19 protein-coding genes and 1 pseudogene are annotated in these 20991 nt (G+C 68.2%); 13 read left to right on the forward strand and 7 right to left on the reverse strand.

Annotated elements, in window-relative coordinates; all coding sequences use genetic code 11:
- The first annotated feature begins 91 nt into the window (after positions 1–91).
- The 3 genes from AB0M45_RS16750 to AB0M45_RS16760 are packed head-to-tail and all read left to right on the forward strand — an operon-like array spanning position 92 to position 1840.
- Positions 92–571, forward strand: a complete 480-nt coding sequence (locus AB0M45_RS16750) for a DNA starvation/stationary phase protection protein (RefSeq protein ID WP_364329112.1) — start codon at positions 92–94, stop codon at positions 569–571.
- Positions 544–1011, forward strand: coding sequence for an anti-sigma factor (locus AB0M45_RS16755; RefSeq protein ID WP_364329115.1), 468 nt, complete (start codon positions 544–546; stop codon positions 1009–1011). The genes AB0M45_RS16750 and AB0M45_RS16755 overlap by 28 nt, the downstream gene beginning before the upstream one ends.
- Positions 1001–1840: an RNA polymerase sigma factor SigF gene (locus AB0M45_RS16760; protein ID WP_364329118.1), complete on the forward strand. Its 840-nt coding sequence runs from the start codon at positions 1001–1003 to the stop codon at positions 1838–1840. The genes AB0M45_RS16755 and AB0M45_RS16760 overlap by 11 nt, the downstream gene beginning before the upstream one ends.
- Before the next feature lie 2 nt (positions 1841–1842).
- On the opposite strand, the gene AB0M45_RS16765 is transcribed toward AB0M45_RS16760, so the two are convergent.
- Positions 1843–2172: a hypothetical protein gene (locus tag AB0M45_RS16765; RefSeq protein ID WP_364329121.1), complete on the reverse strand. Its 330-nt coding sequence runs from the start codon at positions 2170–2172 to the stop codon at positions 1843–1845.
- Positions 2173–2469: 297 nt separating this feature from the next.
- On the opposite strand from AB0M45_RS16765, the gene AB0M45_RS16770 reads away from it, so the two are divergent.
- Positions 2470–4491 (forward strand): AMP-binding protein, encoded by a 2022-nt coding sequence (locus AB0M45_RS16770; RefSeq protein WP_364329539.1) that lies wholly within the window; start codon positions 2470–2472, stop codon positions 4489–4491.
- Positions 4492–4567: 76 nt separating this feature from the next.
- Here AB0M45_RS16770 and AB0M45_RS16775 read toward each other — a convergent pair whose 3' ends face one another.
- Positions 4568–5932, reverse strand: a complete 1365-nt coding sequence (locus AB0M45_RS16775; protein WP_364329124.1) for a wax ester/triacylglycerol synthase family O-acyltransferase — start codon at positions 5930–5932, stop codon at positions 4568–4570.
- A gap of 196 nt (positions 5933–6128) precedes the next feature.
- Complete coding sequence (locus AB0M45_RS16780; RefSeq protein ID WP_364329127.1) at positions 6129–6779, reverse strand: hypothetical protein; 651 nt, start codon at positions 6777–6779, stop codon at positions 6129–6131.
- 254 nt (positions 6780–7033) lie between these two features.
- On the opposite strand from AB0M45_RS16780, the gene AB0M45_RS16785 reads away from it, so the two are divergent.
- Complete coding sequence (locus tag AB0M45_RS16785; RefSeq protein WP_364329130.1) at positions 7034–7546, forward strand: hypothetical protein; 513 nt, start codon at positions 7034–7036, stop codon at positions 7544–7546.
- Between the two features lie 60 nt (positions 7547–7606).
- On the opposite strand, the gene AB0M45_RS16790 is transcribed toward AB0M45_RS16785, so the two are convergent.
- Positions 7607–8386 (reverse strand): hypothetical protein, encoded by a 780-nt coding sequence (locus AB0M45_RS16790; protein WP_364329133.1) that lies wholly within the window; start codon positions 8384–8386, stop codon positions 7607–7609.
- 144 nt (positions 8387–8530) lie between these two features.
- Complete coding sequence (locus AB0M45_RS16795) at positions 8531–8905, reverse strand: helix-turn-helix domain-containing protein (RefSeq protein ID WP_364329136.1); 375 nt, start codon at positions 8903–8905, stop codon at positions 8531–8533.
- Between the two features lie 349 nt (positions 8906–9254).
- Here AB0M45_RS16795 and AB0M45_RS16800 point away from each other — a divergent pair, with 349 nt between their 5' ends.
- From AB0M45_RS16800 to AB0M45_RS16815, 4 genes and pseudogenes are all read left to right on the forward strand, one after another.
- Positions 9255–9806: a nuclear transport factor 2 family protein gene (locus AB0M45_RS16800; protein ID WP_364329139.1), complete on the forward strand. Its 552-nt coding sequence runs from the start codon at positions 9255–9257 to the stop codon at positions 9804–9806.
- A gap of 5 nt (positions 9807–9811) precedes the next feature.
- Positions 9812–11062: a hypothetical protein gene (locus tag AB0M45_RS16805; protein ID WP_364329142.1), complete on the forward strand. Its 1251-nt coding sequence runs from the start codon at positions 9812–9814 to the stop codon at positions 11060–11062.
- 25 nt (positions 11063–11087) lie between these two features.
- The gene (locus AB0M45_RS16810; RefSeq protein WP_364329145.1) at positions 11088–12698 is read left to right on the forward strand and encodes an acyl-CoA synthetase; all 1611 of its coding nucleotides are present in this window, start codon (positions 11088–11090) and stop codon (positions 12696–12698) included.
- 22 nt (positions 12699–12720) lie between these two features.
- Positions 12721–13273, forward strand: a pseudogene (locus tag AB0M45_RS16815) (steroid C27-monooxygenase); the annotation flags it as partial.
- An 8-nt stretch (positions 13274–13281) separates the two neighbouring features.
- Here AB0M45_RS16815 and AB0M45_RS16820 read toward each other — a convergent pair.
- A complete protein-coding gene (locus tag AB0M45_RS16820; RefSeq protein WP_364329148.1) occupies positions 13282–14643 on the reverse strand; it encodes a cytochrome P450 in 1362 nt (453 codons plus the stop codon).
- Positions 14644–14796: 153 nt separating this feature from the next.
- On the opposite strand from AB0M45_RS16820, the gene AB0M45_RS16825 reads away from it, so the two are divergent.
- On the forward strand, positions 14797–16008 hold the full coding sequence (locus tag AB0M45_RS16825; RefSeq protein ID WP_364329150.1) for an MCE family protein: 1212 nt from the start codon (positions 14797–14799) through the stop codon (positions 16006–16008).
- A gap of 81 nt (positions 16009–16089) precedes the next feature.
- Here AB0M45_RS16825 and aztA read toward each other — a convergent pair whose 3' ends face one another.
- Positions 16090–16773, reverse strand: a complete 684-nt coding sequence (gene aztA, locus AB0M45_RS16830) for a zinc ABC transporter ATP-binding protein AztA (RefSeq protein WP_364329153.1) — start codon at positions 16771–16773, stop codon at positions 16090–16092.
- Between the two features lie 23 nt (positions 16774–16796).
- Here aztA and aztB point away from each other — a divergent pair, with 23 nt between their 5' ends.
- From aztB to aztD, 3 genes are read left to right on the forward strand one after another with little or no spacing between them, the layout of a single operon-like run.
- A complete protein-coding gene (gene aztB / locus AB0M45_RS16835) occupies positions 16797–18839 on the forward strand; it encodes a zinc ABC transporter permease AztB (RefSeq protein ID WP_364329156.1) in 2043 nt (680 codons plus the stop codon).
- The gene (gene aztC, locus AB0M45_RS16840) at positions 18836–19753 is read left to right on the forward strand and encodes a zinc ABC transporter substrate-binding protein AztC (RefSeq protein ID WP_364329159.1); all 918 of its coding nucleotides are present in this window, start codon (positions 18836–18838) and stop codon (positions 19751–19753) included. Before aztB ends, aztC begins: the two co-directional genes overlap by 4 nt.
- Positions 19754–19777: 24 nt before the next feature.
- A complete protein-coding gene (gene aztD, locus AB0M45_RS16845; protein WP_364329162.1) occupies positions 19778–20947 on the forward strand; it encodes a zinc metallochaperone AztD in 1170 nt (389 codons plus the stop codon).
- The last annotated feature ends 44 nt before the right edge of the window (positions 20948–20991 follow it).

Below are 20991 nucleotides of genomic sequence, written 5' to 3' on the forward strand. Positions count from 1 at the left end.
CTCGGCGGTCGACGACCCTACCGGGAGGTTTATCGCGGCACAGCTGGGTAGACCGTCGATGACCAGCATCAACGCCAGAAAGGTAGGAGCGATGTCGGAACCCATCACGAGCACCCTGGACCCCGACCAGCAGCGCATCGCGGGGGAGACGCTGCGCGGGACCGTCGTCGACCTGATCGACCTGTCGCTGATCGCCAAGCAGGCGCACTGGAACGTCATCGGCGCCAATTTCCGGTCGGTCCATCTGGCGCTGGACGAATTGGTGACGGTCGCAAGGGAGTTCACCGACGCGGCCGCGGAACGCGCCACCGCGGTCGGCGTCAGCCCGGACGGACGCGCGTCGACGGTGGCCCGGGATTCCGGCGCGCTCGGCATCGGCGAAGGCTGGCAGCAGGACACCGACGTGATCGACGCGATCGTCAGCAACCTCGCCGCCGTGATCAAGCGACTACGCGAGCGGATCGCCGCGACCGAGAAGGCCGACCCGGTGACCCAGGATCTGTTCCTGGACATCGCGGCGCGGCTGGAGCAGTTGCACTGGATGTGGCAAGCGCAGCTCGCCACGGTCTGATGAAGGTGATCACCTGCGCGTTCGGCGCGCATGCCGCCGAGACCACCACGGTCGCGGTGCGGATTCCCGCCGACGAGCGGCACCTGTCCCTGATCCGCGGGCTGGCCGACACCGTGTGCCTGGTCGCCGATCTGCCGCTCGGTGCGGCCGCGGACATCCGGCTGGCGATCAACGAGCTCGCCACGATGCTGGTCGCGGGCGCGGTGCCCGGCTCGATGCTCGGTTGTGAGTTCACCTACGGCACCGATCGCATGAGCATGCGCGTCGACGCGATCGCCGCGACCGAGGACGAGGCCGGCGGCGATCCGCTGAGCTGGGAACTGGTCCGGATGCTCACCAGTTCCCTGTCGATTTCCCGTGACCCTTTTGACGCGGATGTTCGTGGGTATCCGACCGTCATCGAATTCAGTTGGGAACGAGGACCATTTGATGACACGTGAGTTCACGACCGACCGGAACGACATGGCTGGGCGCACGCGCCGAGGCGACAGCTACGACAACATCGAACCGTGGTTCGAGAAGCTCGCCGCGGTGGAGGAGACCGACCCGCACCACGCGGAGCTACGCGACGAGGTGGTGCGGCGGTGTCTTCCGCTCGCGGAACACATCGCGCGCAAATTCGCCGGGCGCGGTGAGTCCTTCGACGACCTGCTCCAGATCGCCCGCGTCGGCTTGGTACTGGCGGTGGACCGGTTCGACATCACCCGGGGCAGCTCGTTTCTCGGGTTCGCGGTTCCCACCATCATGGGCGAGGTGCGCAGGCATTTCCGGGACAACACGTGGTCGCTGCGGGTGCCGCGCCGGCTCAAGGAGATCCAGTTGCGCATCGGCCCGGCCACCGAGACGCTGTCGCACCGCCTCGGGCGGATGCCGACCGCCAGGGAGATCGCCGCCGAGCTGGACGTCGAGCTCGGCGAGGTCACCCAGGCGCTCATCGCGGGCAACGCCTATCAGACCAATTCGCTGGACTCCGCCAACCGGCACGACGACGACGGGACGCCGCAACCGCTCGCGGACACCCTCGGCGCCGACGAACCGTGCTACCAGCTGCTGGAGCAGGCGATGGCGGTGCGCCCACTGATCGCCGAGCTGCCGCCGCGCGATCGCCAAGTGCTGATCCTGCGCTTCTTCGAATCCCGGACCCAGGTCCAGATCGCGGAACGGCTGGGCGTCTCCCAGATGCAGGTCTCCCGAATCCTGGCCCGGATTCTCGCGCAACTGCGCGAGCGGGCGCTCGGTACCGAGGACGGAGCGTCCCGGGCCGCGTGAACTCAGGTCACGTGCGGGGGACGGGTGCCGGAGTCGGTCATCGACGTGGACGAGACTTCGCCCGTCCACCCGCACGGCAGCGCGCAGCCGGCGATCACCTTGGTCTCCATGTCGCCGTTGTCGTAGCGCAGCGTCGTGGTCTCCGCGTAAGCGGGATAGCCGCACGCACGGCATTTGCCGAAGAAATCGAGGATCTCTTCCGCGCGGGAATGCGCGAGTCGTCGGGTGGGCTTGCGGTCCATCACCTCTCCAGCCAGCGTATTGTCCTGCCGAGCAGGCGCCTGCGACGTTAGGAGCGCCGCTGCGCGGGGCGCCCGGATTCCGGTGATCATTGGGTGGATTCACAGGTTTCGCCCCGCTCGATTGGATCCGGTCCCAGGTGCAGGTGAATGCTGGGCAATCGCAGGGGTTTTCGTGTGTTTCGCTGGTAGCGGCGATGAGGCCCGAGATACTTGACCTCGCTTGTGACTGACGTTACAAAGGAGCTACCCGCCAACCCGAAGTTCTTCGAACCGGCCGACGAGAAGTGCGCCAAGTTGGTTACCGATGTCATCGATGTAGTCGCGGAGTTCGCGATCGCCCGCAAAGCCATCTGGGATCTGCTGCTCGAACCGCAGACCTATCCGCGCATGTTCACCGGTATCGGCGCGTGTGAGCAGATCCAATCGGCCGACGGCAATATCGTGTGGCAGATGCGCGTCGGCACCCACGAGACCGGTATCCGCACGCACCAGATCCGGCTGAGCGTGGGCCGCTGGTACGAAAGCTTCGAAATGCAGTACGCCGCGCTGGGCAGCTTCGCGTCGGTGCGGCTGCACGGCGACGAGGAGCGCACCAAGGTCACGGTCACCTACTTCGCGCCGAGCCGGGTGCACCCGCGCGTCGCGGACTTGTCCAATGTGGCCATCGCGGACTGGACCAAGAGCGGATTGCGCCGGGTGGCCGATGTCGCCAAGGGGGCGCGGACGTCGCTGATCGTCAACGGTGAGGATTCGCCGATCCGGCGGAACGCGGGCGTCGCCCGGCAGATGGTGGCCTCCGGGGTCGTGCTGCCCGCGCGTCTGGATCGCAGCTTCAAACAGCTGCGCTCGCTGGCCAAGTGGGGATTCAACCTGGCCGGTGGGTACGCGGCGGGCGCGGCGTTCGCTCCGGAGCGGACCGCGATCATCGACGACCGCGGCACCAGGTCCTTCGCCGACATGCACGAGCGGACCAACGCGCTCGCCGCGGCGATGGCCGCGCTGGATCTCGGCCCCGGCGACGCCATCGGACTGCTCTCGCGCAACCACGCGGGCATGGTCGAATGCATGGTCGCCGCAGGAAAACTCGGCGTGGACGTGGCCCTGCTCAACTCGGGCTTGGCCGGTCGCACGATCGAGGAGATCGTGCAGCGCGACAGGCTCTCGGCGCTGTTCGTCGACGGTGATCTCGAGCAGTTGGTGCAGTACCTGCACGCCGACATCCCGCGCTACTACACCGACGAGCGACCGCCGGTACCCGGCCGGATGACCGTGAACGATCTCGTCGCGCAGGGGCACAGCACGTTTCGCACACCAGCGCAGCCGGGACGGCTGATCGTGCTCACCTCAGGGACCAGCGGGACGCCGAAGGGTGCGCGCAGGCCGCATCCGAAGGGCTTCGGGTCCATCGCGGCGCTGCTGTCGCGCATCCCGATGCAGATGAACGCGACCATGCTGATTCCGGCTCCGCTGTTTCACACCTGGGGGCTGGCCGGGCTGCAGCTGAGCACCGCGTTGCGCGCGACGGTGGTGCTCGCGGAACGGTTCGACGCGGAGGACTGCTTGCGCGGCATCGCCGAACACCAGGTCAACACGGTGATCGTGGTGCCGACCATGGTGCAGCGCATCCTCGATCTGCCCGCGCACGTGCGCGCACGGTACGACACCTCCAGCCTGCGTCACGTGATCAGCTGCGGCGCACCGCTCGCGGGTGCCACCGTCGAGCGATTCATGGACGCCTACGGCGACGTTCTGTACAACGTCTACGGCTCCACGGAGGTCTCCTGGGCCACCGTCGCCACCCCGGAGGATCTGCACACCTCGCCGACCACGGCGGGCCGCCCGCCATTGGGCACCAAGATCGCCGTTCTCGGGCCGGATCACCGCAGGCTGCCGATCGGCGCCACCGGGCACATCTTCGTCGGTAACCACATGCTGTTCGACGGCTACGTCAACGCGGCGCCGCCGGACGAGGCGCACGGCATGCTCGACACCGGCGACCTCGGCTACCTCGACGCCGCGGGGCGGTTGTTCATCGCGGGCCGCGACGACGAGATGATCATCTCTGGTGGCGAGAACGTCTTCCCGCGCCCGGTCGAGGAGGCGCTCGCCCACCTGCCGCAGGTCAGCGACGTCGCTGTGGTGGGGGTGCCGGACCACGAATTCGGCCAGCGCCTGGTGGCCTTCGTGGTCAAACGCGAGGGGGCCGGGCTCGATTCGGACATGGTCCGTACCTATATCCGAAACCGCCTGAGCCGCTTCTCCGTGCCACGTGAGGTCACGTTCCTCGCGGCACTTCCGCGCGGTGACACCGGCAAGATCCTCAAACGCCTGCTGGCTGGTCCCGGCGCGGCGCCACAGCAGCTGCCGCCCTCGATCAACGGACTCGGCACGGCAGGCTCGACGTGGTAGCCGAACAGGGTCCTGCCAGCCGGCGAGTCGAGCGCCGAGCGGCCCGTCCGCTTCATCGACCGACCGCGGTGGGCCCTCAGCAAGCGGTGTCTTCCAGATCGGACAGCGCCGTCTCGAGGTGGTCGAGCAGCGTGGCCACGTCCGGCACGCTGCGGCGGCAGGCGACGATGCCGATGTCGAGGCTGTCGGCATTACTGGTGAGCGTGATGTTCACCGCCTGGCCGTCGAGCGGGATGGACAGCGGGTAACCGGCATCCAGGCGGGCACCGTTCCAGTACCGAGCTTCGTGCGAGCCGGGAACGTTGGAGATGACGATGTTGAACGGCGGGTTGGTCAGGGCGGTCGTGGCGGGAACGAGCAGGGCCAGCGCCAGCGGGCTCAGCGTCAGCGCGGACAGCGAGACCGCCTGCACCGGGGAGAGTTCGCGATAGATCTCCTTGCTGCGGCGCATCGAAGTGCTGATCGCCGCGAGCCGCTGCGCTGGATCGGCCAGATCGGTGGCGAGACCGCACAGCAGCGCCGCCACCGCGTTACCGCCGGTGTGGCCGTCGTCGGACTCCGGGCGCAGCGAGACCGGCACCATCGCGACCAGCGGTTTGTCCGGCAGGGCGTGATGGGCGATCAGGTAGGAGCGCAGCGCGCCCGCCGCCATGGCCAGCACCACGTCGTTGAGGGTCGTGCCGGTCATCTTCTTGACCTGGCGGAGGCGATCCAGCGGCCAGGAGCGCACGGCGCAGCGGCGTGCCCCGCCGATCGGGACGTTGAACAGCGTGCGCGGCGCGGCGAAGGGCAGCGTCAACTGCTGCTCCACGAGCGCGGTGCGGGCAAGGCGCAAGATCGCGGGTGCCGAGCCCGCCGCGGCGAACATCGCCCGCGCCGCCCCGCCGAGCGTGCGCGGCCGCGGCGGATTCTCGCCGCGTCGGTCCGATGGCGGCAGATGCCATGGCACCAGCGCATCGCGGGAGTCCGGGTCGCTGGTCAGCGCGCGCTGCAGCACGCGCTGGGCGGCGACACCGTCCATGAGGGCGTGGTGCATCTTCGCGTACAGGGCGACGCGGTCGCCGGCGAGCCCTTCGATCAGGTGTATCTCCCACAGCGGCCGATGGCGGTCGAGCAGGGTGCTGTGCAGTCCGGCGACCATCTCCACCAGCGGGTCCGGGGCCCCGGTTTCCGGTAGCGCCCACCGCTGTAGGTGGTAGTCGAGTTCGATGGTGCGCTCCACCGCCCACGCCAGCTGCGGTGTGCCGAACAACCGCGCCGGGCGCTTGCGGAAGGTGGGGTGGAAGTTCTCCTCGGCCGCCAGCGTCGCGTACGCGCGCCGGGCGAACTCCGGTCCAGTGCTGTCCATCGGGTCGAAGATCTGGAGTGCTCCGACGTGCATCGGGTGCTCGCGTGATTCCGCGATGAGGAACAAGGCGTCCAGCGGCGAGATGAATTCCATGGGCGGTTCCCTCCTGGCGACGCCGCGGCGGCGCCACGGTCCGGTTCGGCACGGGGAGTGTCGGCGACGGGCATGCCGCGGGAGCACATGGCGCCGGAGGGGAACTGCGCCGGTCGAACGACAATCCACCAACCGATGATTCGATGCCGAATCCGGACCGGCTGGGCGGTTCGCCGTGGATTGTTCCGCGGAAGCCTCAGGACAGGCGGCTCACCGGCCAATCGGCCGGCAGCTCCAATCGCTGGCTGATCAAGTGGATCGCGCTGTGCAGGGCCTGGATCTCGTCGACGCCGCTGGCCACCGAGGCGCCCTGCTCGCTGATGTGGAACCGGCACAGATGGTTACGCCGGTCGGCGGCTAGATAGGGCCTGCCGATGATGATCGACAGCGAGCTGTCGGCATCGCGCAGCGAGCGCGCCGCGATGAGGGCCTGCCGCTCGTGCACGGCGGTCGTGGCGGCACGCGACGGGCGGGTGGGAGTGGCGGGGAACCGCGGATCGGACGGCTCGGCCACTTCGAAGTGCGCGCCCCGGCTGTTGGCCTGGCGCAGCTCGTCGGCGATCTCCTGAAACGCGCGGTACAGCGCCGCGATGGAATCGGCGCCGTGCGCCCATCGCTCGCCGATGCCCTGGATGCGGAATCCGCACACCACGCCGGTGTCACCCGGCGCCATCTGTGGTTTGCCGACCTCGATCGACACTTCCCGCGCCGCGTCGGCGACGGTACGGGTCGCGATCACCTCCCTGATGCGACGCCATTTCATGTTCGCGATCGCACCGCCGTGTTCGGACTCGCGCACTGCGGGCGTGGTCGTGTCCCCAGTGACCCGCGCCGGTATCGCTCTCATAGGAAAGGGAGTACCCAACTCCCTCGCCGGTTATCCTGCGGATCGAGGTGACCTGGACCGCAGAGCCGGTTCGGGACCATAATCGCCGGATGGTCCGGTGTCGGCGGAACCGGACCTGGCCGCAATGGGAATTGTGATCTCCAGACACGCCGGAATCGAAAGAGGGCTACCGGGTAGTTAACTTGCTGCGGGTTTGGCAGGCTGTCGTCCAGATGTGATGGTGGGGCCCGCAACGACGAGGAGGGGCGGACGAAGTGGTAACGATTGCGCAGTTACGAGCGGTTCTGTCGATTCTCCGGGTCGACCCGGACGAGGTCGGTGCGCAGCTGGGAGACACCGGTCTGCGCGGTCCGAACGCGGAGCGTGTCCTTTTGGTCGGTTTGCTACACCGCGTCGCGAGCAGCGAACTGCGGCAGGTCATCACCACGACCATGGACGACGCGGGTGCCGCCCGCGCCGCCGCGGTGAGCACCCGTCCGGTGGATGGCGAGAATCCCACGGAACAGGCACGTTTCGACGCGCACTGGTTGCACGACCGCATCGGCGCACTGGCGGCGGGCACCACCGTGGAGCCGGTTCCGGTCCTGCTGGACGCCGCCGCGCGTTCGACGGATGCGGCCGAGTCCCTGCTTCTGCTCAGCCACAACCCGCGCGGCTACGAGGCGGAGATTCGATGGGAGCGGGCGCTGGACGACTTGGGTCGCGCCTACCACTTGATCAATGACGAACGGGTGGGACGCTCGAACACGACGACCGCGCCGCTGTAGCGACGGTTCGAGGACGAGGCGTTCGTCCCGGCTGCGCCGTGTGCGCTGCCGGGACGAAACTCACTTGGGTTGTGCCGGGGCGGCTTGCGCGGGCTTGTCGGCGAAACGTGTGGTGCCGTCGGCCGCCTGCAATGTGGTGAGCAGGTCGACGCCCGCGACGACGAGGGTAGGGCCACCGACCGCGATGGTTCCGAGGATCCCGCCGAGGCTCGCGCCGGTCATCAGACCGGCCACACAGCCGAGGGCGATGGTGACCAGACAGCCGATCGTGGCGCCGATGGCCGTGCCGATGAAACCGCCCACGGCGGTGGCGAGCCCGAATTGGCTGGCGAATTCGTCACGGGCGCGCCGGTTCTCGGTCATCGACGCGATCGGCGTGGCGACAAGCGTTTCGGTGATCGCGACGCCCTCGGGACGGGTCGGCGTCAGCTCCAGCACCATGCTGTCCTTCTTCAGCTCCGGCCGCACCGGGATCGCGGTGCCCGCCAGCCGGAAGTCCAGCGGCAAGGTCATGGCGACCCGGCCGTCGCGGTCGCGGATATCGACCACGTCGATCACCTGCGCGACGTCGGCGCGGTCGCCGTTCCGGTCGACGAGCGCACCGTCACGCTCGGTCAGTCGGGCGTTCGCGTCGGTCGCCTGGTCGCGTAGCGCCCTGGACAACTCGAACGTTCCGCCTCGAAGGGCGGCGACCACCGTCCGGTCGACCAGCTTGGCCGAGTAGGTGATGTCGGCGGCCGGTTCGGCGTGTGCCAGGCCGGCGCCGATGATCAGCGAGCCGATGACCGGTATTGCTGCCGCAGTGATGCCGCGGAGTTGCATGTCTGTCCATTCCTTCACCAGGATCCACCTGCGTCCCGCATGGCCGGACCCGCGCCTCCGGCGGCGCAAGAGCAGTCGCTGAGGGGTCGCAGAGCAGCATAACGGGCCCGGCCGGCCGGAGTTCGAAAGACTCTCCGACCGGCCGGTTTTCGAACCGTTGAATCAATGTGCCGCGGCCAGCTCGCCCGCCACGCCGTCGCGCAGGATCGTCGCGCTGGTGCCCGGCGTCCAGCCGAGCCCCGCGTCCAGCTTGTCCAGCACCTCGGCGCTGGGGTGCGGATTGCGGGACCGCTCGATCTCGCTCAGCGCTTTGGCCGGCGGGCCGCCGTTGCCCGCCACGTCCGCCTGCGTCCACTTCATCTCGCGGCGCCGCGCACGCACTCGTGCGGCCAGCGCGTCTAGGTCCAGCGCGGCGTCGACCTCGACGGTCGCCGCGAGTTCCGGCGCCGGGTCCGCCGAATCGCCAGGCTCTCTCGTTTGCTGTTTTTCGCGCAGGATCCCGCTGGTGATCAGCCTGGACCGCTTCCGCCTACCCATTTTCGCCACACGCTCTCCCATCCTCGGTCGAGTCGATCTATTGCGGCGCACGGCGTCGGCGCCGGGCGGCGCCCACCGCGCCGATGAACGCTGAACATCATGGGGGAGCGCGGTTGCCGACTCGATGCGACGCGCCGGGCACCGGCCCGGCCGCGACGAATGCGCGGACACCCCGATGTGGCGAGGGATCGGCCGTTCGGGGATTGTCCGGCCAAAACCTCAGTGGTACTGTCCAGACAACTGTCCAGCTAAGTGTCTCTCGGGAGCGTCGCCGGGTGATCACGGCCCTCACCAAGGCTCGTCGATCGCCGGCGACGGCGAGACCGCCCCGGCCCGAAAGGTTCGACTGATGCCAGGTTTCGACCGCGCCGAACTCGACGAAATGATCCAGCGTTGGATCGTGGAAAATCAGCGCTGCGAGGAGAACGGTGACTGGAAGCCGCTGGCGCAGATGTACACCGAGGACGCCACCTACGGGTGGAACTACGGTCCCACCCAGGAGTTCATGGCCGTCGGCCGCGACGAGATCCGCGATCTCGCCCTCGGCCAGGAGATGGCCGGGCTGGACGGCTGGACCTATCCGTACCAGGAGTTCGTCGTCGACGAGCGCACCGGCAGCGTCATCGGTTTCTGGAAACAGATCAGCGCGGCCGAACGCCCGGACGGGCGCAACTATTCACCCGAGGGCATCGGTGGCAGCTGGTTCCGCTACGGTGGCGACTTCCAATGGTCCTGGCAGCGGGACTTCTTCGACTTCGGCAATGTCTCCGCGCTGTTCCTGGAGATGATCACGAACAAGGCGCTCACGCCGGGCATGCAGCGGCGCATCGAGCGCTCGGTCTCGGGCGGGCCGCTGCCCGGGTGGTATCGGGTCGGCGAAGCGCCCGTCTCGCTGTGGTGACCGCTATGACTGCACCACACAGCCGATTCGCCGACCTGGATCGGACGACCCTGGCCGCACTCGTTCCCGAACTGCTCCTGTGCGGCCACCTCATCGACCGCTCCGGGATGGCGCACTCCATCGCCGCGTTCGGCCGGGAGGGCATGACCGCGGTCGCGATCGAGGAGTGGCAGGTGGCCAGCCCGGTCTACACCCGCCGCATGCAGCGCGCACTCGGCTTCGCAGGCGACGGCGTGGAGACCATTTTCAAAGGGCTGCAACTGGATATCGGCGCGCCACCGCAGTTCATGGATTTCCGTTTCCGGGTCGACGATCACCGTCATGGCGAGTTCTGGCTCGACCACTGCGGCGCGCTCGCCGACGTGGAGCCGATGGGCGAGGACTTCGTCGTGTCGATGTGCCATGACATCGAAGACCCGACGTTCGACGCGACCGCCTTGGCCACGAATCCGCACGCCCAGGTCCGGCCGATACACCGGCCGCCGCGGCGGCCGGCCGACCGGAAACCGGTGTGCGCCTGGACCGTGCGCATCGATCCCGCGCACGTGCCACCGCCGGTGCCGCCCAACGCCGAACTCGTCGCCGGGTCGGTGGCGGCGGGGCTCGAACTGCCCCCGATCGACCGCGATGACGAAGGGCGGCCGGACTATTCGGGGCCGTTGCTCAGCGATGTGCGCTTCGCCGACTTCTCCCGTTCGGCGCTGGTGCGCATCGCCGAGGAGGTCTGCCTGCAACATCACCTGCTCACCCTCGGGTTCATGATCGCGGTGCGCGCACGGCTGGACGTGCCGGCGGCACTGGAGATCGGGCGCAAACAGTTCGCCGGGATCGCCGGGCTCACCAGTGAGCGCCTGCGCGACTGCCTCGGCCGCGCCGATGACGCCGGGGCGCTGGCGACGGTCCTGCGCCTGCATCCCGCTCTGAACCCGCTGTGCTACACGGGGATCGAGGTCGACGAAGCCGGGGGTCGCGTCGGGATCACGTTTCCTGCGGTCAGCGGCGCCCACACCGACGGCACCTGGCCGTCGATGCTCGACCCCCACCACCTCGGCCCACTGAACGCACTGGTGCGTGGCGTGAATCCGCGCTTCCGCGCCGAGGTCGTCGCCGTCACCGAGCAGGGCTGGAGCGCCGAGATCGCGCTGGGCGACCAACCGTTCCGGGAGGCGACGGAGGTCGCGCTGACCCGGTTCAGCACCGGCGCCGCGTTCACCTTCACCGACCGCGGGATACCTCTTCCGCTCACCGTCGTGTGACAGCTCCGCCCAGAGATGGAATGACATGGCCAACAATTTCGCCGACCTCTTCGAGCATTCCGTGGACGCCATGCCCGAGCGGGTGGCCCTGATCCAGCACGACCGCCGGGTGACTTTCCGCGAACTCGACGTCCGCGCCAACCGGCTCGCACACCATCTGGTGACGGTCGGCGTCGGCGCAGGGACCCACGTCGGTTTCCAGATGCACAACAGCATCGAGACGATGGAGACGCTGATCGCCTGCTTCAAGCTCGCGGCCGTCCCGATCAACGTCAACTACCGGTACCGCGCCGCCGAACTGGCCTACGTCTACGCCAACGCGGATCTCGAGGTACTGGTGCACCACGCCTGCTACGCCGAGGCCGTTCGCGAAGCGCAGCTGCGCACGCCCGGTGTACGGCACACGATCTGCGTCGACGACGATTCAGCGCGCCCCGCAGACGATTCCGCGTCGACGCCCTACGAAGCCGCCCTCGCCACCGGGAGCAGCGAACGTCCGGTGGTCCGGCGCAGCGCCGACGACCTGTTCATGATGTACACCGGCGGGACCACCGGCATGCCGAAGGGCGTCATGTGGCGCCAAGAGGACATGTGGCGGGTCCTCGGCGGCGGCATCGACTTCTACACCGGCGAACCGGTCGCCGACGAGTACCAGCAGTCGCGCACCGGCGCCGAGCGCGATCCGAGCACCTGGCTGGTGCTACCGCCGCTGATCCACGCCGCCGCCATGATGCCGACCTTCACCGCGCTGTGGTCGGGCAACACCGTCGTGTTCGAGCCGCGCTTCGACGCGGACCGGGTGTGGCGGACCGTCGCCAGGCGACGGCCGCAGGTCATGGTGATCACCGGAGACGCCATGGCCAGGCCGCTCATCGAGGCGTTCGGTCGCGAGCCGGTGGATGCGTCCTCGCTGCTGGCGATCGCCTCCGGCGCCGCGCTGCTGTCGCAATCGGTGAAGAACACCCTGCTGGAGCTGTTTCCCCGGGCGGTGGTCTCGGACTCCATCGGATCCTCGGAAACAGGCTTCGGGGGTATCGGTTTCGCGCAGAAGCACGACGATCCCGTGCGCGGTCCCCGCGTGCAGACCGGCCGCGGCTCGATCGTCGTGGACGACGATGGCCGCCCCGTACCGCCCGGTATGGAAGGTCGGCTGGCCAAGATCGGCAACGTACCGCTGGGCTACTACAACGATCCCGGCAAGACCGAGAAGCTGTTCCAGACCGTCGACGGCGTGCGCATGGTCGTCACCGACGACCGAGCCCGCGCTGAGACCGACGGATCCATCACCCTGCTCGGCCGCGGCAACATGGTGATCAACACCGGCGGCGAGAAAGTGTTCGTCGAAGAGGTCGAAAGCGTGGTGAAGGCGTACGCCGCGATCGACGACGCGATGGTGCTCGGCGTGCCACACGAACGCTGGGGGCATCAGGTCGCCGCGGTCGTGTCGCTGTCCGCACCGGGGCCGATCGAGTTCGCCGGCCTGAGCGCGCACGTGCGCCGCTTCCTGGCCGGATACAAAGTGCCCAAACAGATCTGGATTGCCGACGTGGTCGTCCGCGCGCCGAGCGGCAAACCCGACTACCGGTGGGCCCAGCAGTACGTCGCCGGTCGGAGACCCGACCACAAGGTGGACTGACGTGATCGTCTAGGAGGTAGCCATGGCAGCACCGGCATTACCCGCGGGCTTCGACTTCACCGATCCCGCGCTGTGGGCAAACCGAAGTCCGGTCGAGGAATTCGCGCAGCTACGCCGGACTGCCCCGGTGTGGTGGAACGAGCAATTCGACGAGACCTCCGGCGGCTTCCGCGACGGCGGCTACTGGGTGGTGAGCAGGCTCGCCGACATCAAGGAGATCTCGAAGCATCCGGAGCTGTTCTCCTCGCAGCGGAAGGGTGCCATCATCCGCCTGCCGGGCGATATCACCCAGGAGCAGATAGAGCTGACCGGCGCGCTGTTGGTGAACATGGATCCGCCCAAACATGCCAAGATCCGCCGGATCATCTCCAAAGGCTTCACACCCCGCGCGGTGGAGAGCCTGCGTGCCGCGCTCACCGAGCGCGCTGCCCGCATCGTGCACGAGGCCAACCGTGCGGGCGGCGGCGACTTCGTCCAACAGGTGGGATCCCGCCACGGCCTCGGCGCAACTGCTCGGGTACGCCTGGAACCTGGCCGAGCGGCGCCGCGGCTGCCGGGTGGACGACATCGTGAGCGGCCGCCCTCACGCTTCGCCGGGTTTGCGCCGCCGGTAGCGGACGGTGCAGGGCTGCGCGAGCTGCACGACCATCTTGGAGTGGTCGTTGCGGTAGCTGTCCGGCGGCTGGGTCATCTCGAACTCCCAGTCCCGCAACAGGAGTGAGAAGATCGCCTTCACTTGCATGAGCGCGAAGGCGGCGCCGACGCAGCGGTGGCGGCCCGCGCCGAACGGAATCCAGGTCCAGCGGTTGACGATGTCCGCCTGGTTGGGGTCGATGTAGCGGCCGGGATCGAAGGCGTCCGGATCGGGGAAGTCCTCCGGAATCCGATTCGAAATGGCCGGGGTGGTGGCCACGTGGTCACCGGGGGAGATGCGATGACCGCAAACATCGAACTCGTCGCGAGCCACGCGCATGAGGATGATCAAAGGCGGGTGCAGGCGCAGCGTTTCCTTGAGAACCGCTTCGAGCCGGGGGATCCGGCGCAGCGCGCCGAAGCTGATGTCGGAGCCGTCGGCGTAGAGCTCGTCGAGTTCGGCGACGACCTGACGCAAAACCTCGGGGTGGCGCAGCAGTTCGATGATCGTCCAGGCCGCCGTGCCGGAGGTGGTGTGGTGGCCGGCGAACATCATTGAGATGAAGATGCCGGTGATCTCGCTGGCGCTGAACCGCGGCCGGCCGTCGTCGCCCGGGATCGAGATGAGCACGTCGAGCATGTCCCGGTCGTCCTTGCCCGTGGGCGGGTTCGTGGCCCTGCGGTCCATGATCGCCTGGACCAGGTCGACCAACTCCGCGCGCGCCTGGTCGCGGCGGCGGAAGCTCTCGATCGGGGCATACGGATCGACGTAAGCCAGTGCGTCGGTACCGCGTTCGAGATCGTGGTAGAGGCGGGCGAAGCGGTCGTCGAGTTCGTCACGGAACTTCACGCCGATCAGGCAGGCCGAGGAGGTGTAGATGGTCAGCTCGGCGAAGAAGTCGAGCAGGTCGATCTGCCCTTCGTCGCCCCAGCGCGCCAGCATCCGCTCGACCTCGCGGGCGATGGTCGCCGCGTGCCCGCGCATGTGCTCGGCGCGCAATGCCTGGTTGTGCAACATCTCTTTGCGGCGTTCCGGGCTGGCGTCGAAGACGACCCCGTCGCCGAAGATGGGCTTCATGAACGGATAGGCGGCAGCCTGGTCGAGGTCTTCGTCACCGGAACGGAAGAAGAATTCGTTGGCCTCTGCGCCGGACAGCAGGATGACCTGTCGACCCGCCAGATCGAATGCCCCGACATCACCGCACTCTTCGCGGACCCGGCGCATCAGCCCGATCGGATCGACGCGGAACTCCTCCAGATGACCGTGCTCGTGGTCGCCTCCGGATACCCGCCGCGGTGTCACCAGCGTCATGTGGAAATCCCTTCCCCGGATCGGTGCCCGAGATCTATCATGGACACGTGTCTGGACAGTACTACGGCCAGGAAGTGCCGGGCAAGAGGACCGACTCGCTGCCGTCACTCGGGTCAGGGCCTCGCCACACAGCCCCGCAGTAAGAGGTGATCGGTGCATCCGAAACAAGATTCCAGCCGGCCGTCGGTCCTGGTCGTGTGGCGGGTGCTTCGATGGAAAGTCGCGGGGGCGGCGATGCTTCTGCTGATCACCGCGGTCATCGTGCTCGCCGTCTCGATGTACGCGGGGCGGTTCCGGTCCCCCGTGACGATCACCGTCGAGGCGCCCCGCTCGGGGTTGGTTCTCGATCCCGATGCGAAGGTCCGGATGCGGGGAGTGGAACTCGGACGGGTCAGCGCGGTGGAATATCGCGACGACCGGGTGCGCCTGCGGCTAGCGCTCGATCCCGAGTTGCTGCGGCTGGTGCCCGCGAACGCGACGGTGACCATCCGGTCCACCACGTTGTTCGGCGCCAAGTACGTCATCTTCGTCGTGCCGCGCACGCCGTCGCCGACGCCCATGCGACCGGGCGCGACGATCCGCACCGACGCTGTCACCGTCGAGTACAACACACTGTTCCAGCGGCTGAGCGATATCCTCGCTCAGGTCGAACCCGGCGAGCTCAACGCCACGCTGACCGCGCTGGGCACCGCACTGCACGGTCGCGGCGACCAACTCGGCGATCTCCTCACCCGCGCCGACGACTATCTGCGGCAGATCAATCCGAGCCTGCCCGCGTTGCGACGGGACCTGTCGGCTGCCGGAGCTGTCGCCGAACTGTATGCGGACACTTCTCCCGATCTATTACGCACCGTGGACAACGCGACCGTCACAAGCGAGACGATCACCACGAGCGCACGAGACTTGGATGCGGTGCTGCTCAACCTCATCGGGCTGGCCGGCACCACGCGGGCGGTGCTCGCCGAGAACGAGCGCGGTGTCGCCGCGGCGGTGGAACTCCTGCGCCCGACCAGCTCCTTGCTCGGCAGGTATTCACCCGTGCTGTACTGCGTGGTCGTCGGCATCGCGAAGGCGATGCCCGCGGCCGAAGCCATCATCGGCGGAACCGTGCCGGGCGCCATCTTCAACGCCAGTTTCATGTATGGTGCTCGCCCCTATATCTACCCTGACGACCTGCCGAAGGTGAACGCCACCGGCGGCCCGCGCTGCGACGGGATCCTCGACCGCCTCCCCGGCAGCCACGCCGACTATGCCGTCACCGACACCAACGAGGGCGCGCCCTATGTCCCATCGGCGGCGGTCACGTTCAACGCTCCCAGTGTCTTTCGGATTCTCTTCGCTGGAATGCCAGGAGTGCCACGCTAGGCCGGTTCGCCAGCGGCACCTCCACGTCGAGCGGTCGGGCGCCGCCGCGAAATGCCGAGACCCGGCCTGCTCGGCGGCGCTTCAGGCCGGTTCCGTGGTTCGTTCCGCGTGCAGGGCGGTGTGCGGGTCTCCCTGACCGGTTATCCGTCCGTCGCGCAAGAGCAGACAGTGGTCGGCGCGCAGTGCGTCCTCGCGGCTGTGTGTGGCGTGCACGACCGTGACGCCTTGATCGCCGACGCGGCGGATCGCGTCGGAAATCTCCTGCTGTGCAAGCGAATCCAGACCGGTCGTCGGTTCGTCGAGCAGAAGTAGGCCGGATTCCTGGGCGAGTGCCTGGGCGAGCAGTGCGCGCTGGCGCTGGCCGCCGGAGAGGGTGTCGAGCCGGCGGTCGGCGAGGTCGGCGATGTCCATGCGGTCGAGGTATTCGCGCACGATCGTCCGATCCCGCGGGGTGAGGCGGCGCCACGGGCCGCGGTGCGCCCAGCGGCCCATGGCGACGGTTTCGCGGACTGTGATCGGCAGCGTCGTGGGGACGCTGCTCTGTTGCACGACGAATGCCGGTCGGGCATGTCCCGGGCTGATCGTTCCCGCCGTGGGCGTGATGACACCGGCGAGGACACCGAGCAGGGTGGATTTGCCGGACCCGTTCGGTCCCACGAGCGCGGTCACCTGTCCGCCCGGAATCGTGACGCTGAGCTCGTGCAGCACCGGACGTCCCCGGTATCCGGCCGTCAGCTCGGCGATGCGGATATCAGGCGGCGGCATCGAAAACCCCCTCACTCGTTGAAATGATAATCGTTATCATTGTAGAGTGCTGCGCCATGGAGTGGTTGGTCGCCCCGTTCGAGGTTTCCTTCGTTCAGCGGGCCTTGTGCGGCGGGCTGCTCGTGTCGTGTCTGTGCGCCATCGCGGGAACCTGGGTTGTCGTGCGCGGCATGGCTTTTCTGAGTGACGCGATGGCGCACGGAATGCTGCCGGGTGTCGCGATAGCCGCCCTGCTGGGCGGAAATCTTTTGCTGGGCGCGGCATTCAGTGCGGCGGCTATGGCGGTCGGGGTCTCGGTGCTCGGCCGCGGCACCAGATTCGCGCCCGACACCGGCATCGGGCTGTTGTTCGTCGGAATGTTGTCGGTGGGTGTGATCGTCGTGTCGCGTTCGCCGTCGTTCGCGGTCGACCTGACCGGATTCCTCTTCGGCGACGTGCTTGCTGTCGGGGAACGTGATCTGTGGTATTTGGCGGCCGCATTGGTTCTCGCGGCCGTCGTTTCGGTGCTGGGCCACCGAGCGTTCGTCGCGCTCACCTTCGATCCGCGCAAAGCGCACACCCTCGGGCTGCGACCCCGGTCCGCACATGTGGCGCTGATCGGTCTGGTGACCCTGGCGATCGTCGCGTCGTTCCATATCGTCGGCACGCTGCTGGTCTTCGGCCTGCTCATCGCGCCGCCCGCGGCCGCGGTCTACTGGGTGCATCGCATCCCGTCGATCATGCTCACCGCCGCGGTGCTCGGTGCGGTGGCCACGGTGGCCGGACTGGTGATTTCGTGGCACGCGGGCACCGCGGCGGGCGCGACGATCGCTGCGACCGCCGTCGCCCTGTTCTTCCTCTCTGCGCTGTCGGCCTGGCTGCGTGATCGAGTTCGCTCGGCAGGTTCGACGTCGAAACCGCTGGTACTGGGGCTGATCCTGGCTGCGATCGCGCCTCTGCTCGGCTGCGGGGAGCGCGGGCCGTCCCAGCCGGTGGAGGCGACACCGCACGGTTATGTCGAGGGTGCCGAGGAGACCGCGGAAGCGCAGCCGCGTCTTGTCGTGGCCGACAAGGGGACCGGCGCCGTGCGGGTTGTCGATCTCATCACCGGCGACGTCATCGACCTCGGCAGGACGGAAGGCGTCGAGGGTATCGGCGGCGACGGCCGTTTCGCGTTCCTGTCCGGCCGTGGCCGGGTGCGTACCGTCGACGCGGGCGCGTGGACGGTCGACCACGGCGACCATGTGCACTACTACCGGGCGCCCGCGCGGGATCTCGGTGAATTCCCCGGTGGTGTGGTGTCGGCCGCGCACGGCGCCGGCAGTGTCACGGCGGTCGCTTTCGGAACCGGTGGCACGACCCTGCTGGACCGGTCCGCACTCGGCGCCGGCTCGCTGCACGAACGCGGCGTGATCGCGGACGGGGTGGCGGTGCCCTACGCCGAGCACCTGCTCGTGTCTGTACCTTCGCGGGGAGCCGTCGAGGTCCGTACCCGGGACGGTGTACCGGCCGCCGTCGTCGCGGAGCGGTGCCCGGACCCGCGCGGCTCGGCGGTGACTCGGCGTGGCGTTGTCTTCGGTTGCGCCGATGGGGCATTGGTGGTGACGGCGCGAGACGCGGTTTTCACGGGTGCGAAGATCCCGTATCCGCAAGCTGTCGCCGACGGCGACCGTGCGGCCGAGTTCTTCCATCGCCCCGGCAGCGCGACGCTGGTGGCCAGGGCAGGGCGGCGCGGAGTCTGGTTGCTCGACATCAGGCGCGGGACATGGACCTTGCTGGAGACGGGTCCGGTGGTCGCGGTGAACACGGCGGGGGAGGGCACCGCGGTGCTGACCCTCACCGAGGACGGCCTGCTGCATGGTTACGACCCGGCGTCCGGGCGCGAGTCCACCGCGGCGCGACCATTGATCGCGCCGGTAGCCGCCGATGCGGAAGCGCCGGTGATCCTCGTCGACGACCACCGCGCCTATGTCAACGATCCTGCGGCACGGGTGATCCACGAGATCGACTACGCGGACAACCTCCGCGGCGCACGAACATTCCCCCTCGGCATCAGCCCGACGGTGATGGTGGAGGTCGGCCGATGAAGCCCGCGATCCGGCTGGGCGCCCTGGTCGCCGCGGCACTGCTCGCGCTGACCGCTTGCCTGAATTCCGGCGCCGACCGCGACGGAATCATTGTCACCACCAATATTCTCGGCGACCTCACCCGGACCATCGCGGGCGACGAGGTCGAGGTCACCGTCCTGATGCAGCCGAACGCGGACCCGCACTTCTTCGCGATATCCGCCCAGCAGGCGGCCCAGCTCGAACGCGCCAGCCTGATCGTCTACAACGGTCTCGGCCTCGAGGAGAACGTGCTGCGCAACGTCGAGGCAGCCGAGAAGTCCGGGGTCGCGACCATCGCGATCGGCACGGAGATCGATCCGATCCGCTACTCCGCCGACGACGCGAACGGCCGGCCGGATCCGCACTTCTGGACCGACCCGCGACGCGTGCGCAGGGCCGTGGAGGTCGTCCGTGATCGGATCATCGAGGAAGTCGACGGCGTCGACGCCGCCGCGATCCGCGCCGGGGCAGACCGCTACCTCGCCGAACTCGACCAGCTCGACCGCTGGATGACCGATCGGTTCGCCACGATTCCCGCCGAGCGACGCAAATTGGTCACCAATCACCACGTCTTCGGTTATCTCGCAGAGCGATTCGGCTTCGACGTGGTCGGCGCCGTGATCCCGGGCGGCACCACGCTCGCCTCGCCGAGCGCGTCGGATCTGGCCGCGCTCGCCGGAACGATCCGGGCCGCCGGGGTCAGCGCGATCTTCGCCGATTCCTCCCAACCTGATCGCTTGGCCAGGGTGCTCGCCGAACAGGCCGGGCTGCACGTGCAGGTGATCCCGCTGTACTCGGAGTCGCTCACCGAACCGGGCGGCGGCGCCGGCACCTACCTGGACATGATGCGCGCCAACACCGAGTCCATCGTCCGCGGTCTCACCGCCGGTTAGCGCCCGACCAACAGAAGGAAACCCATGCAGTTACGATCGCGAACCACGAAATCGGCGGCCTTGGCCGGCCTGATGACCGCCGTGCTCACCGTCGCCGGTTGCGGCGCCGATACGGAGGCAGACCAGGACACCCGGCGAAAGCACATCGCCGACCCCATCGCGCTCACGCATGACAGTGGAATCTACGTGCTCGACGGAACCACTCTGGAACTCGCGGGCACGGTCGGCCTCGACGGCTTCAACCGGCTCAACCCGGCAGGCGACGACCGTCACCTGATCGTCTCGACCAAAGACGGATTCCGCGTTTTCGACGCGACCGCCGCCGAATTCATTGGCGCGCAGTTCTCCGGCCCCGAGCCGGGCCACGTGGTGCGCCACGCCGGGCGAACCGTGCTCTTCAGCGACGGCACCGGTGAAGTCACCGTCTTCGATCCCGCCGATCTCGCCGAGGGCACACCGAAGACCTCGACCTACCGGGCCGCCGCCCCGCACCACGGCGTCGCGATCGAACTCGCCAACGGCGAACTCGTCGTCACGCTCGGCACCGAAGAAAAGCGGACCGGGATCGCGGTGCTCGACAAGAACCGCACCGAGAAAGCGCGCAACGAGGACTGCCCCGGAGTACACGGCGAGGCGACCGCCGCGGGCGAGGCCGTCGTGATCGGCTGCCAGAACGGCGTGCTCGTCTACCGCAACGGGACGATCGGCAAAGTGGTCAGCCCCACCGAATACGGCCGGATCGGCAACCAGGCTGGCAGCGAGACCTCGCCCATCGTGCTCGGCGACTACAAGCGCGACAAAGACGCCGAACTCGAACGGCCACAGCAGATCTCGCTGATCGACACGGTCACGGGCACGCTGCGCCTGGTCGATCTCGGCACCAGCTACACCTTCCGCTCGCTGGGTCGCGGCCCGCACGACGAGGCCCTGGTCCTCGGCACGGACGGCCGTATCCACGTGATCGATCCGGTCGCGGGCGCCGTCGTGCGCACCATTCCGGTCACCGGACCCTGGCAGGAACCGCTGCAATGGCAGAAACCGCGACCGGCGTTGTTCGTCCGCGGCGGCACAGCGTACGTCTCGGATCCCGCCACCAAGCAGGTGCACCGGATCGATCTGGAGACCGGAGCGAAAACGGCGACCGTCACGTTGCCCGGCACACCGAATGAACTGAGTGGCGTCATCGGCCACTGAGGGCACGTGGTCCGACGGGTACGTAGGACCGCAGGGAAACGCCG

Origin of the sequence: Nocardia sp. NPDC051787, assembly GCF_040681325.1 — a bacterium.
GTDB lineage: Bacteria > Actinomycetota > Actinomycetes > Mycobacteriales > Mycobacteriaceae > Nocardia.

Excerpts from the sequence above, each read along its gene's own strand:
- AB0M45_RS16750 (WP_364329112.1), top strand. The coding sequence starts at position 92 with ATGTCGGAACCCATCACGAGCACCCTGGACCCCGACCAGCAGCGCATC.
- AB0M45_RS16760 (WP_364329118.1), top strand. The coding sequence starts at position 1,001 with ATGACACGTGAGTTCACGACCGACCGGAACGACATGGCTGGGCGCACG.
- AB0M45_RS16765 (WP_364329121.1), bottom strand. The coding sequence starts at position 2,172 with ATGATCACCGGAATCCGGGCGCCCCGCGCAGCGGCGCTCCTAACGTCG.
- AB0M45_RS16770 (WP_364329539.1), top strand. The coding sequence starts at position 2,470 with ATGTTCACCGGTATCGGCGCGTGTGAGCAGATCCAATCGGCCGACGGC.
- AB0M45_RS16775 (WP_364329124.1), bottom strand. The coding sequence starts at position 5,932 with ATGGAATTCATCTCGCCGCTGGACGCCTTGTTCCTCATCGCGGAATCA.
- AB0M45_RS16780 (WP_364329127.1), bottom strand. The coding sequence starts at position 6,779 with ATGAGAGCGATACCGGCGCGGGTCACTGGGGACACGACCACGCCCGCA.
- AB0M45_RS16795 (WP_364329136.1), bottom strand. The coding sequence starts at position 8,905 with ATGGGTAGGCGGAAGCGGTCCAGGCTGATCACCAGCGGGATCCTGCGC.
- AB0M45_RS16800 (WP_364329139.1), top strand. The coding sequence starts at position 9,255 with ATGCCAGGTTTCGACCGCGCCGAACTCGACGAAATGATCCAGCGTTGG.
- AB0M45_RS16805 (WP_364329142.1), top strand. The coding sequence starts at position 9,812 with ATGACTGCACCACACAGCCGATTCGCCGACCTGGATCGGACGACCCTG.
- AB0M45_RS16810 (WP_364329145.1), top strand. The coding sequence starts at position 11,088 with ATGGCCAACAATTTCGCCGACCTCTTCGAGCATTCCGTGGACGCCATG.
- AB0M45_RS16820 (WP_364329148.1), bottom strand. The coding sequence starts at position 14,643 with ATGACGCTGGTGACACCGCGGCGGGTATCCGGAGGCGACCACGAGCAC.
- aztA (WP_364329153.1), bottom strand. The coding sequence starts at position 16,773 with ATGCCGCCGCCTGATATCCGCATCGCCGAGCTGACGGCCGGATACCGG.
- aztB (WP_364329156.1), top strand. The coding sequence starts at position 16,797 with ATGATAATCGTTATCATTGTAGAGTGCTGCGCCATGGAGTGGTTGGTC.
- aztC (WP_364329159.1), top strand. The coding sequence starts at position 18,836 with ATGAAGCCCGCGATCCGGCTGGGCGCCCTGGTCGCCGCGGCACTGCTC.
- aztD (WP_364329162.1), top strand. The coding sequence starts at position 19,778 with ATGCAGTTACGATCGCGAACCACGAAATCGGCGGCCTTGGCCGGCCTG.